The 17165-nt window shown below is 61.5% G+C and carries 11 protein-coding genes; all 11 read right to left on the bottom strand.

The features are described 5' to 3' along the window. Positions 1-47: 47 nt before the first annotated feature. Positions 48-974, bottom strand: a complete 927-nt coding sequence (gene bcsN / locus ASD32_RS03810) for a cellulose biosynthesis protein BcsN (protein WP_060636577.1) — start codon at positions 972-974, stop codon at positions 48-50. Between the two features lie 186 nt (positions 975-1160). Beyond that, positions 1161-3182: a penicillin-binding protein 1C gene (pbpC, locus tag ASD32_RS03805; RefSeq protein WP_244490105.1), complete on the bottom strand. Its 2022-nt coding sequence runs from the start codon at positions 3180-3182 to the stop codon at positions 1161-1163. Between the two features lie 62 nt (positions 3183-3244). Continuing rightward, entirely contained in the window at positions 3245-8695 is a 5451-nt protein-coding gene (locus ASD32_RS03800; RefSeq protein WP_060636575.1) for an alpha-2-macroglobulin family protein, read from the bottom strand. A 178-nt stretch (positions 8696-8873) separates the two neighbouring features. Further along, positions 8874-10043 (bottom strand): FMNH2-dependent alkanesulfonate monooxygenase, encoded by a 1170-nt coding sequence (gene ssuD / locus ASD32_RS03795; protein WP_060636574.1) that lies wholly within the window; start codon positions 10041-10043, stop codon positions 8874-8876. Positions 10044-10290: 247 nt separating this feature from the next. Further along, positions 10291-11688: an FAD/NAD(P)-binding protein gene (locus tag ASD32_RS03790; protein ID WP_060636573.1), complete on the bottom strand. Its 1398-nt coding sequence runs from the start codon at positions 11686-11688 to the stop codon at positions 10291-10293. 239 nt (positions 11689-11927) lie between these two features. Then, positions 11928-12320: a hypothetical protein gene (locus ASD32_RS03785; protein ID WP_060636572.1), complete on the bottom strand. Its 393-nt coding sequence runs from the start codon at positions 12318-12320 to the stop codon at positions 11928-11930. A 165-nt stretch (positions 12321-12485) separates the two neighbouring features. Next, the gene (locus ASD32_RS03780; protein ID WP_060636571.1) at positions 12486-13202 is read right to left on the bottom strand and encodes an ABC transporter ATP-binding protein; all 717 of its coding nucleotides are present in this window, start codon (positions 13200-13202) and stop codon (positions 12486-12488) included. Further along, positions 13183-13947 carry an ABC transporter ATP-binding protein gene (locus tag ASD32_RS03775; RefSeq protein ID WP_060636570.1) on the bottom strand — a complete coding sequence of 255 codons (765 nt, stop codon included), beginning with the start codon at positions 13945-13947 and terminating at the stop codon, positions 13183-13185. Before ASD32_RS03775 ends, ASD32_RS03780 begins: the two co-directional genes overlap by 20 nt. Then, positions 13947-14945 (bottom strand): branched-chain amino acid ABC transporter permease, encoded by a 999-nt coding sequence (locus ASD32_RS03770; protein ID WP_060636569.1) that lies wholly within the window; start codon positions 14943-14945, stop codon positions 13947-13949. The genes ASD32_RS03775 and ASD32_RS03770 overlap by 1 nt, the downstream gene beginning before the upstream one ends. Position 14946: 1 nt before the next feature. Beyond that, positions 14947-15810: a branched-chain amino acid ABC transporter permease gene (locus ASD32_RS03765; RefSeq protein ID WP_060636568.1), complete on the bottom strand. Its 864-nt coding sequence runs from the start codon at positions 15808-15810 to the stop codon at positions 14947-14949. 123 nt (positions 15811-15933) lie between these two features. Then, entirely contained in the window at positions 15934-17106 is a 1173-nt protein-coding gene (locus ASD32_RS03760) for an ABC transporter substrate-binding protein (RefSeq protein ID WP_060636567.1), read from the bottom strand. Positions 17107-17165 lie beyond the last annotated feature (59 nt).

Raw genomic sequence — 17165 nt, 5'->3', positions numbered from 1 at the left:
GCCATGGTCAACTCAAACTGCAACCGGCAATTCGGATCATGCCGATGTTACTTGCATTGCCCGGCACCCGCCGATTGGCTCACACAATCAGGGGACGGAACAACAATCCCCTTCATATCCCCCGATGTTGGTAAAGGAATGGTTTCTTCCGGCGCCGGTTGTTTGATTGGCACGATTTTTTCCTTCGCGACAACCACTTGGCGCGGCCGCACAGCGGGGCGAACCCGCTCGGCAGGGACTTCCGGCATCAGATTGCCGCGGATGTCATCGACCTTCGGATAGATCGGATGTCCAGTCCGGCCAAAAGCCGGATCGACACTCTGGGGCGCGCCATAGGGGTTCCAGGTGGCCGTATTGAATGCGCCACGGATCGTATAGCCGTACATCTGGCTGACCAGCTTTTCCTCGCTGGCATTCTCTTCGCAAAGCCGCAGCCGGACCTGGATCGTGCCCTGGTTCTGGAAGGCCGTTCTGGCATTGTCGGGCGAGCGGATCTGCTGCCAGCCATAGAGGCATGCATCGTTGCCGCGGCCGCGCCCATAGGCATAGCTGAAGGGCCCGTAATTGTTCTGCATGTAGATCGGTGATTGCCGGAGTGCTACGCCCGGAAGCTCACGGCGCATTTCCCTAGCAATATCGCCGGCGCGGACAGAGCTGTAACCGAGCGACTTCGTTCCATCGAATTTCAATCCGACCGGACCGAACAGCTGGACACGCATGAGATTCTGGCCGGGCGTCGAGGCGGATGTGAACAGGAAGATGTCCTGCTGGGTCGCGTTGCTGAAACTGCGCTCGACGATATTGACGATGGCTGGCCCGCCCGGTCCCGGCAGCGCAAAGGCCGTCTCGGTCGGCACGGTCGTTGCAGTATCGGACAATCTCACGCCGTCGCGCGCTCCGCAGCCGACAAGACCAAGCGTCAGGACGACGCCGGCAAGCGCATATCGAACGGCCAAGGGAAGCGGAAAAGACAATATGCCTCCGTCAATGTCATCGCAACTGGGTGTCCCCCCGGCGCGGTTTCGAATCAGATCGGATCGAATCATGTCTCACTGATAAATCATGAGACGATGTTCGGGAATCCCCATTCCTGATAGGGCACAATTCGGAGTTGCCAGTTCCGGCCTGATGGCGGCTCGACCGAAACAATTCCGGTGATTCTAGTCGAGAAAAACCCGCACGCTCGCGGCCCGCCCGGCGGCATCGATGACGGTCAGCGTGGAATAGCCGGCGCCATCCGGTACCCATTGATTGACACGGCGCCGCGACGTCTCGGGAAGCGGTTTGCCATTGGCAAGCCAGCGGAAGGGTGCCCGCCCGCCCTGGAGCTTGAGCACAAGCGGCATCGCCACGCCGTCGGTATCGACCCCCAGTTCCACACGGGCGCCTTCCGGCGGATAAACGATCTGCGGCGCGGCTTCCCGGATGGAGGCGGAAACGAGGCCATTGGCGCTTAAGGAAAACCGGCGCTGGCTGATCGGCAACTCGGCTTGCGCGATGCGAACAGCACCGGCCGGGGCACGCGGAAGCGGCGTCATGGCAACGCCTGACTTGGCAAAGCCGTCAAACAGGATTGGCGCCGCCATGCCGTAGCCTGTCAGGCCCGGGACCGCGCCATTGTCCGGACGGCCGACCCAGACACCCAGCACATAGCGGCCATCGAACCCGACGGACCAGGCATCGCGGTAGCCGTAGCTCGTACCTGTCTTGTAGGCGATACCGCGCTGGACGGCGCCTGCCGGCGGCAGCACGCCCGAAAGAATATCGGCGATCTGCCAGGTGGCAACGGCGTCGAGAAGCGGTTCGTTTTCAATTGGGCCCGGTTGCTCGCGAATCCCGTCGCCAAGACGGACCGGCTTACCGCGATTGGCAAGGCCGGCATAGAGCTGCACGAGATCCTTCAGGTTGATGCCCAAGCCGCCAAGGCCGATGGCCAGGCCCGGCGCCTCGTTCGCAGGCAGGATGGGCCTCACCTCGGCGCGGCGGAAGCGCACCATCAGGCGCGTTGGGCCAACAGCATCCAGCAACCGTACAGCAGGGACATTGAGCGACAATTGCAGGGCCTGGCGGATGCTGACATCGCCCTGATAGGTCATGTCGAAATTGCGCGGCCGGTAGCCGAAGAAATCCGCCGGCCGGTCTTCGATGATGGTTTCCTGCGACACCAGCCCCTCCTCGAAGGCGAGGCCATAGATGAACGGCTTCAGCGTCGAGCCGGGCGAGCGGGAAATGCGCGTCATGTCGATCCAGCCGGAGCGGCTGGCATCGAAATAATCGGCCGACCCGAGTTCACCGACAATCTCGCCGGTGCGCGCATCGGCCATGACCATGGCGATCGAGACCTTGGGCCCAAGGCGCGCGGCAGCCTCCTTGGCGACGGTTTCCAGCCCCTTCTGGATATTCCGGCGCAGCGTCGTCTGGTGCTGGATAACCGCAGGTTCTTTTCGCCGCGCCGCTTCTGCGACATGGGCTGCAAAGGCCGGCAATTGCAGACGGCGCTCCGGCACGGCGGTCAGGCCAGCGCGTTCCGCCTCCCCTTCGCCGATCACGGCGGAAACGGCCATGCGCTCCAAAACCCGTTGCCGTGCCGTCTCGGCGGCTTTCAGATGACGGTCGGGGCGGCGCTTTTCCGGGAGCTGGGGAAGCGCCACCAGAAGGGCTGCTTCCGATACGGTCAGACGCCGGGGCTCCTTGCCGAAATAGGCAAGGCTTGCCGCACGAATGCCCTCCAGATTGCCGCCATAGGGCGCGTGGGTGAGGTAAAGATCAAGGATTTCGGCCTTGCTCAGGCGGCGTTCGATCTGCACGGCGCGGGCAAGCTGGCGAAACTTTGCCGCAAACGACCGGCCTTCCCGCGGCTCGATCAGCCGTGCCACCTGCATCGACAGCGTTGAGGCGCCCGAGACGATCCGCCCATGGGTCGCGAACTGCCCGGCGGCGCGCATCAGTGCGATGGGATCGACGCCCTTGTGCTCGAAGAAGCGTTGATCCTCATAGGCGATCAACATGCGCACGAATTGCGGATCGACGTCCTTCGCCGTCGTCTGCAGCCGCCAGCGGCCCTGCGGCGTCGCAAAGGCCCGCAACAGCTGTCCGTCCGCATCCAGCACTTCGGCAGAGACCGTGCGCGCTTGCTCGAGCGGCGGCGGATAGGCGTGGTCCGCCGCTTCCAGGCCGGACATGATGGCGACGCATAGAAGGGCGGAGCCCACCAACGCGCCGCAGATTTTTGCCCAGAGAGCCATTATTCGACCGCCTGAACCTCCATGCGCCCCATCGCGGAGCGCGCGGAGAATTGCGGCCGGTACATGTCCTCGATGCTGGCAGCCGGATGATCATAGGTGCCCGGCGTCACGGCACGAACCACATAGGCAACGGTGATCGAGCGGTTATCACCCGCTGTCCGGTCGAAGGCAGCAACGAAACGGTCGCTGCGGAACTCCGTATGGGCAGCCTCGACTTCGCCGATCCATTCGAAGTTCGACAGTTTGGCACTATCGACAAGGGTCGGATTGTCGATCTCGAAACCGGCGGGCAGGAGGTCGGTGATCAGCACCCGCGACGGCCAGGTGTTGCTTTCCGTGGCGTTGATGACGACCACGTAACGCTCGTTCTGCCTGGCCTGCGTGACATTCGCCTCCTCACCGTCGAGCGTATAATAGGTTCGCTCGATGCTGAAGCCGTTGCCGCCGGCAGGCAGCGGGAATGCGGGCGCCGCAACCGTCGTGACGACGGCGGCAACCGGTTCGCTCGACCGGTTGGTGATCGTCACCGGCTGATCAAGAACCTCGTCGCCGCTCAACCGTGCGGCGTAACCACCGCTGCGCGGTGTGCCGTTAATGTCGAGATTGAGGTCGGTATCGCCGCCTTGAATGGCGCGGGCGGCCAATAGCGTCCACATCTGCTCCTGCGTGCTCGTATAGGATTTCTGCTCCCACTCGCGGGCGACGATCTTGGCGAGTTGCGGGATGATCGTTGGCACCGGCCGGGCTTCCGCTGCCAGCGTCAGAACGGCAGCATCGTCGCGCAAGGCCGAACCGTAGTCGGACCGGTCAAGGCTTGCATCGCTTGCCGACATCGACATTTGCAGCGCATCCTCGAAAATACTTTGCGAACGCTGCGCATCGCCGTAAAGGGCGAGAGCCGCAGCCAGATGCCCTTTCGACAGCGGCGTCGGGAATTCCGCAAGCTTGGTGTCGGCGTAATATCTGAGATCGCTGATTGCAGCCTTGCGGTTGCGGGCCAGCACATAGAGCGAATAGGCAATCTCATTGCCTTGGCTCTTCATGTCCACATCGTAGCTCAGCGCATTTTGTAGGTTATCGAGCGCCTGCACCATGGCCTGGTCCGGAACCTGGTATTTCTGTTCGCGGGCGCGTGTCAGGAAGTCCGTGACATAGGCGTCGAGCCAGAGATCGCCGGAACCGGGGCTCCAGAGGCCGAAACTACCGGTCGAAGACTGATAGGACAGAACCCGGTAGATCGCTTCCTGAACGCGCTTCTGGACATCGCCATCCTCCGGCAGGCCGGACTGCTTGGCGAGTTCACTCAGATACAGCAGTGGCAGCGCCCGGCTGGTCGTCTGTTCGGCGCAACCATAGGGGTAGCGGTCGAGCGATGTCAGCAATGCCGGAATATCGAAGGCGGCAGAGCGGGTGACGCTGATGCTGACGGCCGATCCCTGCAGCATGCTTTCGGCCAGAAGATCGCCATCGACCTTGAGGCTGGCATTCGGCTCGATAGTGATGGGGTGGCGGGTCGTTACCGGCAGGGCTGCGGGCCGGACCGGAACCGAAACCGACTGTTGCAGCGAAAGCCCGTCGGCGCTCGTCAGCTCGATCGAGATCGCGCCGTCACCCGGATGGACGCCGGACAGCGGAAGAGTGAGGTCGAATTTACCGCCCGGCTTGACGTTGAAGGTCTGCTCGGCTTGCGCCGCATCGATCACTACGGAGGAACTGCTCGTCACCTTCAGGTTCATGTCGCCGGCAGGGCCATCGGTATTGGCGATGTCGAGCCGAAGCTCCGCCTTATCTCCGGGCGCCAGGAACTGCGGCAGGCTCGCCGTCACCACGACCGGATCGCGAATGACGACATCGGTTGAGGCATGCCCGACGCCGGCCTTCGACCAGGCGACAGCCATGACCCGGGCGGTTCCGTTGAATTGCGGGATGTCAAAACTGACAATCGCTTTGCCGTCCGCATCCAGCTGAACCGGGCCGGAGAAGAACGCCACCAGTTTTTCGGTCGGCGGCTTGCCCTGCAACGCCATCTGGCCGCCGTCGCCACCGGTGCGCAGACGCCCGGTCGCTCCGAGCGAGCCGTCGATCAAACGCCCGTAGAGATCGCGGATTTCGAGGCCAAGCTGGCGCTGGCCGAAATACCATCCGGCCGGATCGGGCGCTTCATAGCGCGTCAGGTTGAGAATACCGACATCGACGGCGGCAACCGTGACATAGGCTTCCTCGCCCACCCCTGCCCCGGTCACCGCGACCGGAATATTCAGCGTCTGGCGTGGCAGCGTCTTTTCCGGCAGGTCGAGCGTGACGGAGAGCTTGCGCTCTGCGGGATCCACAGCCAGCCATTTGATGCCGATGGAGCGCATCGGCATGCGGCTTTCCTGCGCATCGCCCGGACGGTAGAGCGTTGCCGTGACATAGGCGCCCGCGCCGAAATCGGCGGTGATGGGAATATCGACCTCGCCGCCCTCGGCCGGGATGGAGGCCGTCTGCGTGGCGATCAGCTTTTCCGAGCCGATCGTCACCAGGACTTCGCCGGCAAAACGCGGCGACACGCGCAGCTTGGCGGTGTCGCCGATCGCGTAATTCTGCTTGTCGAGCGCAACCTCCAGGCCATCCGGCGTTTCCGTCGAGCTTGCGGTGACATACCAGCCGGAATCGAACTCGACGCTGGAGGCCGGGCCGTCGGTATCGGCGGTTTCCAATTCGAGCCTATAGCGGCCCCAACCGGCCGAGATGGCGATCTCGCCGCCATCCGTGGTCACGTCCAGGGTGCCGTTCGAGACCTGCTTGGTGGATGTGACCGGTTCATATTTCCAGGCGGTGCCGTCGCGATACCACTGATAGTCCTGTTCGACGCGCAGCAGCTTCCAGGTCAGGCCGGTCTTTGCCTGCTTGGCGCCGCTCTCGTCGATGGCGATGACGTGGAACTTGCCGACGGCGTTTTCCGCGAGATCGCCGGAAAATTCCGGCTTGATGCCGATCATGGCGCCCGCCGGCTTGACCGGCAATGTCAGCGAACGCTCGACAGCGCGGCCACCGGCTTCCTGAACACGCACGGTGATATTGGCGTTCAGCAATTGCGTGGTCGAGGGCACGTCCGTCAACGTGACGTCGAAGGTGGCTTTGCCATCTTCGTCGAGCGGCTCCAGTCCCTCCAATGTCGTACGGCTGTCTTCCGTCGCCTCTTCATCGGCAAGACCAAACAGGTAGCCCTTGAAATCTTCAGTTTCGCGGGTCGGCTTCAGGCCGACTTCGCCTTCGAGCTCCAGGCCAGCGGCCGGGGCGCCATAGAGGAAGCGGCCGTCGATGGTCACCAGTACCGGCGTATCGATCTCGATCTGCTTGGCGGTGCTTGCCATGTCGAACTCGACCCGGTCGGGCACGAAGTCATCGACCTGGAATTGCCTCTCGCTGATCGCCGTACCCTTCGGATCGGTGAAGATCTGCACCGTCCAGGTGCCGCGCATGGCATTGGGCTGCAGAGGCAGATCAAGTGCATAGCCGCCCGCCAGGCCACCGTCGCTCACAACGCGGCGGTCTTCGACGCCGTCGGGGCGCATGAAGATGAAGGTCAGCGGCAGTTTTTCAATCGCGATCGAGGCGCTGTCGCGGGCCAGTGCGGAGACATGCACGGTTTCGCCGGCGCGGTAGATACCGCGTTCCGTCCAGGTCAGCACGTCGATGGCGCCAGGCGCCGCACGGCCGGTGACGCCGCGGTCGGAAAGGTCGAAACCAGCGCGGGTCAGGTCGAGGAAAACGTAGTCGTCATCGCCGCTCTTTGCAGTAATGACGGCCGGCGTCATGGCGGCGGTGCCGCGCAGCAGGCCGGCATCGAATGTCGCGCGGCCGTCGGCGTCGGTGGTCGAGGTCCCCAGCACTTCATTATTCTTGGCAAGCAAGGTCAGTTCGATCCCGGCCATCTGCTTGGCCGATGCCAGCGAGCGGGCAAAGACGGAGAGCCCGTCGGTCCCGGAATAGGTGGAAAGCCCAATATCCGAGATGACGAACCATTGCGTTGCCTGGCTGTCCCATTCGTTCCGCGCACCCGTGGCCGAAACGGCGGTCAAAACATAGACGCCCGGCTTACGCTGCGGCAGCGCTTCATCGACCGGGAAACTGGTCACGACTTCCTTGTTGAGATCGGTCGCAATGTCGATCGATCCCTGCCAGACCATTTCGCCGTTTTCATCCTGGATGCGCTGGGCACTATAGCCATCGAGCTGCGTCAGGAATTGCGAGGCCGTCAGCAGCGAGGCAATGTTGCGGTCGCCGATGCGGTAAAGTTTCAGATTGGCGCTGGCGGTGTTTACAGAAACGATCGGAATGCCACGGCGGGCCGTGCCAGGCAGAACGAAACTGTCGCCGGTAAAGCGGACCATTGCGGCGCGGTCGGGAATGTAGACGTCGAGATTGACATTGGCTTCCAGCGGCTCCTCGACGGAAGACGGAAGTCCCGAGCGCAAGGCAATCTTGTAACGCTGCCCGTGGGTCAGACCCTCGACGCAGATTTCGCTGCCCTTGGCTTCGAGAGCCTTGGGCGTGGCGCCGTCCAGGAGAACGAACGGCGTGTAATCGACACCGGCCTTGACCAGCGGCTCGGAAAACTGGACGCAGACGCGTGGCGTCGCACTGTCGGAATCAATCTTATGTTCAGTCACGCGAAAACCCTGGCGCGAGCGCAGGTCCGTGTAATCGGCCCGGACGGATTTCGCCTCGACCAGCGCCAGGCTGGCCTTGTAGGCGCTGAGTGCGGCCCGAAAATTCTCGGTATTTTTCAGTGCGGTAGCGAGAACTTCCAATGCCTCTGCCCGCGCCTGCGTGGTGCGCGACAGCTGATAGGCATTCAGCGCTGCAAGCGATGCCTGGGTGGCAAAATCGGAATTACCGTAAACGCGATTGGCAGCGCGCGCCGCTTCGATCCACAAGGCGCCGTCATCGGGCGTGATGGCGAGCGCGCCCTGAAAGGCTTTCAATGCCGGGGCAACATTGCCGGCCGCGAGCTCGCGATAGGCCGCGTCCTTGCGGCCCTTCAGCCCCAGTGCATCCTGGTCCGACAGCACAGAGAGATTGTCTTTGGTGGCACGGGCGTCAGTGAGCAGTTGTTCGGTGACGAACGGCAAGGCCGGGGGCGCGCCAATATCCGGTTCTGCCGAGGCAGCATCGACAACCTTGCCGGCGACAGCGCCGGCGAATGTGTTCAACGTGTTATAGTCGGATTTGAGAAAGCACCATTTCACCTTCGGATTATAGGTGAAGGCGCGGCAGGACGTATCTGCGACACAGATTTTTTCGCAATCGCCAAGGGAGACGTTCTGTTGCGTGCGCAGGTCGAAGCCGAAATAATCGCCGTCCTGCGTGGTGACGATATGCCTGCCCTGCTCCGCCGCCTGAACTGCGGGCGAAAATGCCAGAACACCGAGAACAAGTGCTGATAACCGGATAAACGCGCGCATAGACAAAAGTCCTCCCCAACGCTGCCGTTTTGAACCGGTTTACTCTTTAGGCTCGCCTTAAGCTTGTCAACCGGACTTCGGCAGCGGCTGTTGTATAGCCACTGCCCTGGTTAACGGTTGAATGTTACGATTTATTCGTTCCACCGCGAACAAATCCGCCGATAGCGTTTTCGTCAGCTCAGGATTGCGCCACCTTGAGCGGAGGACGGTGATCCCCGGCGATGGTTTCGCCGAACGGACCGGTATTGGCGCTCGCCTTGTGAGACTTGACCGGGTGGTTGAGAGGAAGGTTAGGGAGCACCAGTTCGCCGAACCGGTACGCCTCTTCCAGATGCGGATAGCCGGAAAAGATGAAGGTATCGATGCCGATCTGACGGTACTCGTCGATCCGCGCCTTGACCTGATCGGGATCGCCCACGAGTGCGGTCCCCGCACCGCCGCGCACCAAGCCGACGCCCGCCCACAGGTTCGGGCTGATTTCCAGCTTGTCCTTGCTGCCCCCATGCAGCTTGCTCATCCGGCTTTGGCCGACGGAATCCATCCGCTCGAAAACCTTCTGGGCGGCGGCAATCGTATCCTCATCGACATATTTGATCAGTTCGTCGGCAGCGGTCCACGCCTCCTTTGCGGTCTCGCGGACGATGACGTGAAGGCGGATACCGAAGGTGAGCTCGCGGCCTTCGGCTTGCGCAAGTGCCCGCACCTCCGCCACCTTCTTTTCCACATCCTCGGGCGGTTCGCCCCAGGTCAGGTATTTGTCGATCGTGCGGGCAGCAACCTGCTGGCCGACACCGGAGGAGCCGCCGAAATAGAGAGGCGGGTGCGGGTCCTGGACCGGCTTGAACAGAAGTTTGGCATCCTCGATATCGAAATGCTTGCTCTTGGTCGTAACGTCTTCGCCGCGCAGCACGGCCTTGTAGATATTGATGAACTCTTCGGTGACCTCGTAGCGTTCCTCGTGCGAATAGTGGATGCCGTCGCCCTTGTTCTCGATCGGGTCGCCACCGGTGACAACATTGATCAGCAGGCGGCCGTTGGATATGCGATCGAGCGTCGCGGTCATGCGGGCGGCGAGCGTCGGGCTGAGCAGGCCGGGACGCACGGCGACGAGATAGCGCAGCTTTTCCGTCAGCGGCGCCAGCGCCGAGGCAACGATCCAGCTGTCCTCACAGCTGCGGCCGGTCGGGATCAAGACGCCGAAATAGCCGAGCGTGTCGGCCGCCTGGGCGACCTGCTTCAGGTAGTTGAGATCGACATTGCGGCCGCCGATCGATGTGCCGAGATAACGGCTGTCGCCATGGGTCGGCAGAAACCAGAGAACGTCGATCTTTTCCGGAACGGGGCTCATATGCGATTGTCTCCAGCATGGTCTGATAGGAAATGGGTCATCGCGCCTATTTTTTCCGGGATCGGCCGGGATCGCAAAATTATAATATCTATAAATTTTCTTGTGAAAGGAAAATCCGTTCGCGTTGGCGGCCTTCTTGAGGCGTTACACCCGCAAGGGATGACCCGGCTGTTCAAACGGAAATGTGTGGCCCGGCTCAGAAACGGCAGCGTTCGGGCCAGCTTATTACAGGGGTCATGACCGGATATCAGCTTGCCTGCAACTGCGGCAGAGACCGGGCGCCGATCAGAGTCGCGGCCGCATAGGTTTGCGTGACAATCTCGGGAACAAGATCGATATCGGGCAGCGAGCCGAGACCGAGCGGGCCGACAGCGAAGAGACCGGCGGGGCGGCCCTTTGGCGTTATGAGTTCGCCTGCGGGGTTGACGGCAAGACCGAGGTCGAGTTCGTCCGTCGCTGCCAGGCCCGCATCCAGAAGGTCGGCGACGACGGGGTCCCGAAGATCGGGCGACAGGCAGCGGCAGTCGATCACCTCGTCGGCTGCAAAATGGCTCTCGGCCGGCTGGCCTGCCCACCGCACCAAAAGGCCATCCGCCGTGCGTTTCAGCGTGGTTCCGCGCTTGAGTTCAGTCAGGCCGCTGGCAAATTCACGTTCGAGCCTGGCATGTACATCGGCCGGAAGGCGATTGCGATGGCTGTCGTAAATCGCACGCAGATGCCGGTTGAACTGTCTTTTCTCGCTGGGGGGAAGCGATGCCCAAAGGGTGCGGGCACGTTTGCGCAGCCCGTTCATGGCCGCCTGCCAGCTCCAGCCGTTCTCTTCAGCTTCGGCGCAGGCGTCGCGAACGAAACGCACGATATTGCGCAGCTGCGATGGCATGGGCTGCGTCGGGAAGACGGCGTCGGCCGGCATGCGGGTATGCGGCTGCGGCAGGAAACCGCGGCGCGACAGGATGGTGATATGGCCGGTAAAGCCGCCATCGCGCAATTGCAGAACCTGGTCGACGGCGCGCAGGCCATTGCCCATGACGACCACATGCCGCCGGGTCTCGGGATGCTCCATCAAAATGGCGTCCATCACCTGCTCGCTTGTCTCCAGCGGCGGCTTCAAACCGTAGCCGGTCGCAAGCACAACGGTGTCATAGACCGCCTCGCCGCCATCGGCCAGGCTCAGCGTGAACAGGCCGTTATCGTTGCGGCGGATATGGCTGATGCCGTCGTTGGACATCTGCACGGTCACATCCGTGCGCTGCGCCAGCGCCTCGGAAAAGCGCTGATAGACATAATCGCTGAACGTGGCCTTTGGCACGAAAATCTGTCCGAAACCCGGAATTGCAGCCGACACGGCTTCGCGAAACGGGGCATTGGCCTGTAGCCAGCGGGTAAAATCCTTTGGCTCGCCGGTCGAAACGGAGAGATCGCGGGCGCGGCTGTTGAGAATTTCGGTGGAGCGCGCCGTTGCCAGCGCCTGTCCGCCGCTGATGATCGGGCGCGGATCAAACATACGCAGCCGGAATGGCTGGTTGACCGACTTCAACAGGGCGATGGCCATCATCAGGCCGGAAAAGCCGCGGCCGACGATGGCGATCTGCAACGGCTGATCGCCGCGCAGACTGAAGGACGGCGAAAGACCATGAACCGTCATATCATTTCCTCCCCGCATCACGCGGCTGGATGGTTGAACCTCGGCACCCCTACTCCAACGCCAGTTCATCAATATGCGGTACATTCACTGTAATTCATTAGTTTAAACACGGACAACCCGCCCTATCAAGTCGTTTTCACAGCCTGTTAAAACGCGATATGTTTCCGTTACTTACGTTGCATATATGTGAAAGCGGCCGCCTCCGGCAAAGCCGGAAGCGGTCTGGAAAGCCAGAATTCTTAAGTCTCGGCGCGGGGAGACCGCAGCTTTTCAAACCGGCGCAAAAAGACGCCGATATCGCTGCCGCTGCGTTGCAGCTGTCTCTTGCGAATGACCACGCACATCACCCTGGCCGCCGTGGAAAATGTCATCTCGTCCAGCGAGTTGCTGCTGCTCCAGGGCTTGGTGAGCCGCTCGGTAATGGCGCTGACCATGTTGTTGGGCAGGATGTCGGTGCAATCACGCATATGGTCGAAGACCACACCGATGGAGACTGGCATGCCCAGGTGATAAACGACGGGAACGTCGGGATCCTCGGCCCAGTCGTCATACGCTTCCAATGCATCACGAAACAGCAGATGCAGCGTGATCGGAGCGTGTCCCTCATGCAGTTCGGGTAAAAGGTTGTTCATTAGCACATCCTCATCGTTGGGAACGGTGGTTGGTGCCGACAGAAATCGACCTGACGCGAGAATGCACGAAAGTGAGGATTGTTCCACCGCTTAAAAAATAAAAAGTCAGCGGTTATGCGAAGCCCCTGGCAAGTGAACACTGACAGGAAATCAGTTGGCTTCAGGTCAGTGCAACCCGCCCACACCGAGCAGCCGGTCGACCGCATCATGATCGGCAGCCAGCGCCTGCGGCGTGCCGCTCCAGGCTACCCTGCCGCGTTCGAGCACGATCACCTGATCGGCGAAATCAAGAGCGCTCTGGATGCGTTGCTCCACAAGGACGATGGTCATGTTGCCGGTGCTTGCAAGTTCGGAGAATGCTTTCATCAGCTCTTCGCAGATCACCGGCGCGAGCCCTTCAAGCGGCTCATCGAGCAGAAGGACGGTGGGGCGGCCAAGAATGGTGCGCGCCGTGGACAGCATCTGCTGCTCGCCGCCGGAAAGCTGGGACCCAAGATTTCCCTTGCGCTCGAAAAGACGCGGAAACATCGCATAAGCTTCCTGAAGATCGCTTTTCGGCCGGTCCTTCAGGCCGACGAACAGGTTTTCCTCAACCGTCAGCGTCGGAAAGATGCAGCGGGTTTGCGGCACATATCCGAGCCCCGTGCGGGCGCGCAGCGCGCTGGAAATGCCGGTAACATCGGCTTCGCCAAGACGGATGCGCCCGTCATAGCGTTTCGTCTGTCCAGCCAGCGTTGCAAGCAGCGTCGTCTTGCCCATGCCGTTGCGGCCCAGCACCGCCAACCGTTGCCCTGCCGCAACCGAAAAGGAGACGTTTTCCAGAACCCGGGTCGGGCCATAACCCGCCGACAGGTTTTCGACGTCAAGCGGCGTGGCTGGCATTGGCATAGCTCCCGAGATAGGCTTCGCGCACGGCGGCATCCTTGGTGACATCGGCTGGAGAACCGTCGAATATGATCGTGCCTGCGGCCAGGACGATGACCCGCTTGGCAAAACGGAAGACCAGATCCATGTCATGCTCGATCATCAGCACCGCAAGATCGGCCGGCAGGTCGGCAAGGGCCTGTTCAATGCGGCCGGTATCGCTTTGGGGCACGCCGGCGGCGGGCTCGTCCAAGAGCAGCACTTTCGGTTTGAGCGCCAGCGCCATGGCGATTTCGAGCAGGCGCTGCTGGCCATAAGCAATCTCGCTCACCTTGCGGTGCATCAGGTCGATCAGGCCGAGTTTTGTCAGGAGCACGCTCGCCTCGTCCATGACATCGGGCATGGACAGGAAATTGCCGAACATCTTGCCGGTGCGTCCATCCCGTTGCAGGATAGCCAGCGCCACATGCTCGGCTGGCGTCATCTCCTGAAACAGCCGCGTCACCTGAAAAGAGCGCACCAGCCCGCGCCGGACGCGGCCGATCGCATCGATTTTCGTCACGGTTTCGCCGTTGAGCCGGACCTCGCCGGAATCGGGCCGCAGATTGCCGGTGACGAGATTGACGAATGTGGTCTTGCCGGCCCCATTGGGACCGATCAGCGCCACCCGGTCGCCCGGCGCCATCGACAAAGAGACATCGTTGGTCACGGTAAGGCCACTGAACGCCTTGTTCAGATTGAAAACGTCGAAAACCGCGCTCATCAGCGTTTCTCCAGGCGGCGGGCGATCGAGGCGAATGCCGTGCCGTAAAGGCCCTTGGGTGCAAACAGGACCACCGCGATCAAAAGGGCGCCCACCATGGTCAGCCAGTGGAACGGATTGGCCGCCGAAACATAATCCTCAAACAGCATGAAGACGACGGTGCCCGTCAGCGCTCCAAACAGCGAGCCGGTGCCGCCGAAAACCAGCATGACCAGGGATTCGGCGGATTGGGTAAAGGATAAACTGTCGAGGCCGACGACCTGCGTGGAGATTGCATTCAACGCCCCACCGACGCCGGCAACGGCGCCGGAGATGACATACATCTTGATCAAGGCGATTTTCGGCGACGCACCCATGGCCATGATGCGCAGCGGATCCTCCTTGATACCCCGGCACAGCATGCCGAAGGGCGAACGCACCAGAAAACGCAACAGGACAAAGACGGCAAGCAACAGAACAACGCCGAATATATAGGCGGTCTGTCCCCAGAGATCGAATTCGAACCGGCCGAACAGCGGATCAGGGGAAATTCCCGACAGGCCGTCGCTGCCGCCCGTCCAGGATGACGCCTTGTTGGCAAATTCATGGAAGAGATAGATCAGCGAAATCGACAGGACCAGCTGCGGCAACCCATGGGCCCGCAGGATGATGACGCCGCAGATCAGTCCGGCGATGGCGCCGCCGACAATGCCGGCAAGCGTCATTAGCAGCGGGTCGGTGATGCTGAAATGTGCGGCGGCAATGCCTGCGGCATAGGCGCCGGAGCCGAACAGGGCGGCATGGCCAAGGGTTGCCACGCCGCAATAGCCGGTGACGAGATCGAGCGACAGGACCAGAAGCGCGATGGCGATGATCCGGGTCAAAAGCGCCAGATTATCGGGAAACAGGAGGTAACCAACGACAGCAACCGCCGTGATGGCACCGATGCCGATCAGATCGCGGCCGAAAGTGCGGCTTTGCCGGGTGTCGGCGGTGTCAGAGTTCATGATGAGCGTCATCCTAGCGTGCCCGTCCGGCAAGGCCACGCGGGAAAATGCAGATGATGGCGATAACCGCGAGGTAGAAGAAAAATTCGCCGAATTCCGGCATGAGATAGCGCCCGGTCGTATCGATACCGCCGAGAACCAGGCAGGCAAGAAGCGCGCCGGGGATGGACCCCGCGCCGCCAACGGAAACGACGACCAGGAAGGTGACCATGTAACGCAGCGCATAATAGGGTTCGACCGGCAAGAGCTCAGCACCAATGACCCCGCCAAAAGCCGCAAGGCCGACCGCCACAGCAAAACTGACCGCGTAGATGATTTCCGTGCGCACGCCCAGCGCCGCAGCCATGGAGGCATTGTCGACGGAGGCGCGCAACTTGACGCCAAAGGCGGTTTTCTCGATGGCAAACCAGAGTGCACCAGCCACCGCAAGCCCGCAGATGATGGCAAACAGGCGATGCACGGCGATCGATCTGAAACCGAGATCGGCCGATCCCTGCAGCGCCGCCGGCAGCGGGATCGTCTTCAAGGTCGGGCCGAAGACATAATTGGCGATGCCGATGATGCAGAAGGTAATGCCGATGGTCATCAGGACCTGCGTCAATTCCGGCGCGCCATAAATCCGCCGGTAGAGCAGCCGTTCGATCGGGATTGAAATGATCACGGTGCCGGCGACGGCGAGAAGAACGGCGGCTGCATAGCCCAATCCAAGATTTTGCGCCGCATAGGAGGCGATGTAACCGCCGATCATGGCAAAGGCACCATGGGCCAGATTGACCACGCGCATCAGCCCCATGGTGACGGAAAGCCCGATCGAAATGACGAAGAGCACCATGCCATAGGCGACAGCGTCGATGGCTATACTGAAGACTGTTTGCATTGCGCAACTTCCACTTGATTATTGACGGGAGACGGGAAGGCCCCCTCTCCCGTATCGCAAAATCCTGGCAATCCACCAGCGTCTAGGTATCCTGCGGCGCCGGTCGGATATAGCCCTGACCGGCTACTTGACGGCTGCCAGGCCGGGGTCGCCCTGTTTTTCGAAGGTCTGGATCTCCTTGTTGTAGTAGGAGCCGTCATCCGCCTTGGTGACTTCGCGCAGATAGATGTTCTGCGTGATATGGCGCGATTCCGGATCGATGGACACTGGGCCGCGCGGGCTGATCCAGGACAGGCCCTTCACCGCGTCGACGGCTTTCTGCGCGTCCTGTTCGCCACCGGTCGCCTCGATCATCTTGTAGATGACATTCATGCCATCGAAGGCGCCGACCGCCGGGAAGGAAAGCTCGGCCGGATTACCGATCGCCTTGGAGGCCGCCTCGACAAATGCCTTGTTTTCAGGGGAATCGTGCGAGACCGCGTAGTGGAACGTCGTCTGGATGCCCAACGCAGCGTCTCCCAGCGCCGGCAGATCGGATTCCTGCGTCAGGTCACCCGGCGCCAGGAACTTGATACCGGCTGCCTTCAGGCCGTTTTCATTATAGGCCTTGACGAAACCAAGCGTGGTCGGCCCGGACGGCAGGAAGGCGAAAACACCCTGCGCGCCGGAATCCTTGATGCGCTGCATGATCGGGCTGAAGTCATTGGTGGAGAGCGGGATGCGGATCGCCTCGACGACGGATCCGCCCTCTTTCTCGAAACCGGACTTGAACGCGTTCTCGGCGTCGACACCTGGTCCGTAATCGCTGACGATGGAGATGACCTTGGCAACACCGGCATCATGCGCGACCTTGGCGATCGGCAGCGAGGTCTGCCAGGTTGTGAAGGAGGTGCGAACCACCAGCGGGCTCTTCGTCACGATTGCCGATGTCGCGGCATTCATGACAATCAGCGGAACATTGGCCTGTTGAAGGATCGGCGTGACGGCCATCGCATCGGGGGTAAAGTAGAACCCGGCGAGATATTGGACCTTTTCCTTGACCACCAGTTCCTGCGCCAAAGCCTTGGATTGGGCGGGATCAGCAGCAGGCAGGTCGCGGTAGACGATCTCGACCGTATCGTCGCCGATCGCCGCGCCGTGCAGTGCGATATAGGCGTCGATACCGGCCTTGAAGTTCCTGCCTTGCAACGCGAACGGTCCGGAGAATGGTCCGACAACACCGATCTTGATCGTATCGGCATAGGCAGCGCTGCCCATGATAATGGCCGCAAACGCGGCGATGATGGCCCGCTTCATAATTCTCCTCCCTGAATGACCGGCATGCTCCCGAAGAACCGGCACAAATGACTGAAACT

The organism is Rhizobium sp. Root483D2 (assembly GCF_001426685.1).
In the GTDB taxonomy this organism is placed as follows: domain Bacteria; phylum Pseudomonadota; class Alphaproteobacteria; order Rhizobiales; family Rhizobiaceae; genus Pararhizobium; species Pararhizobium qamdonense.
This window is presented reverse-complemented; position numbering and strand designations above follow the sequence as displayed.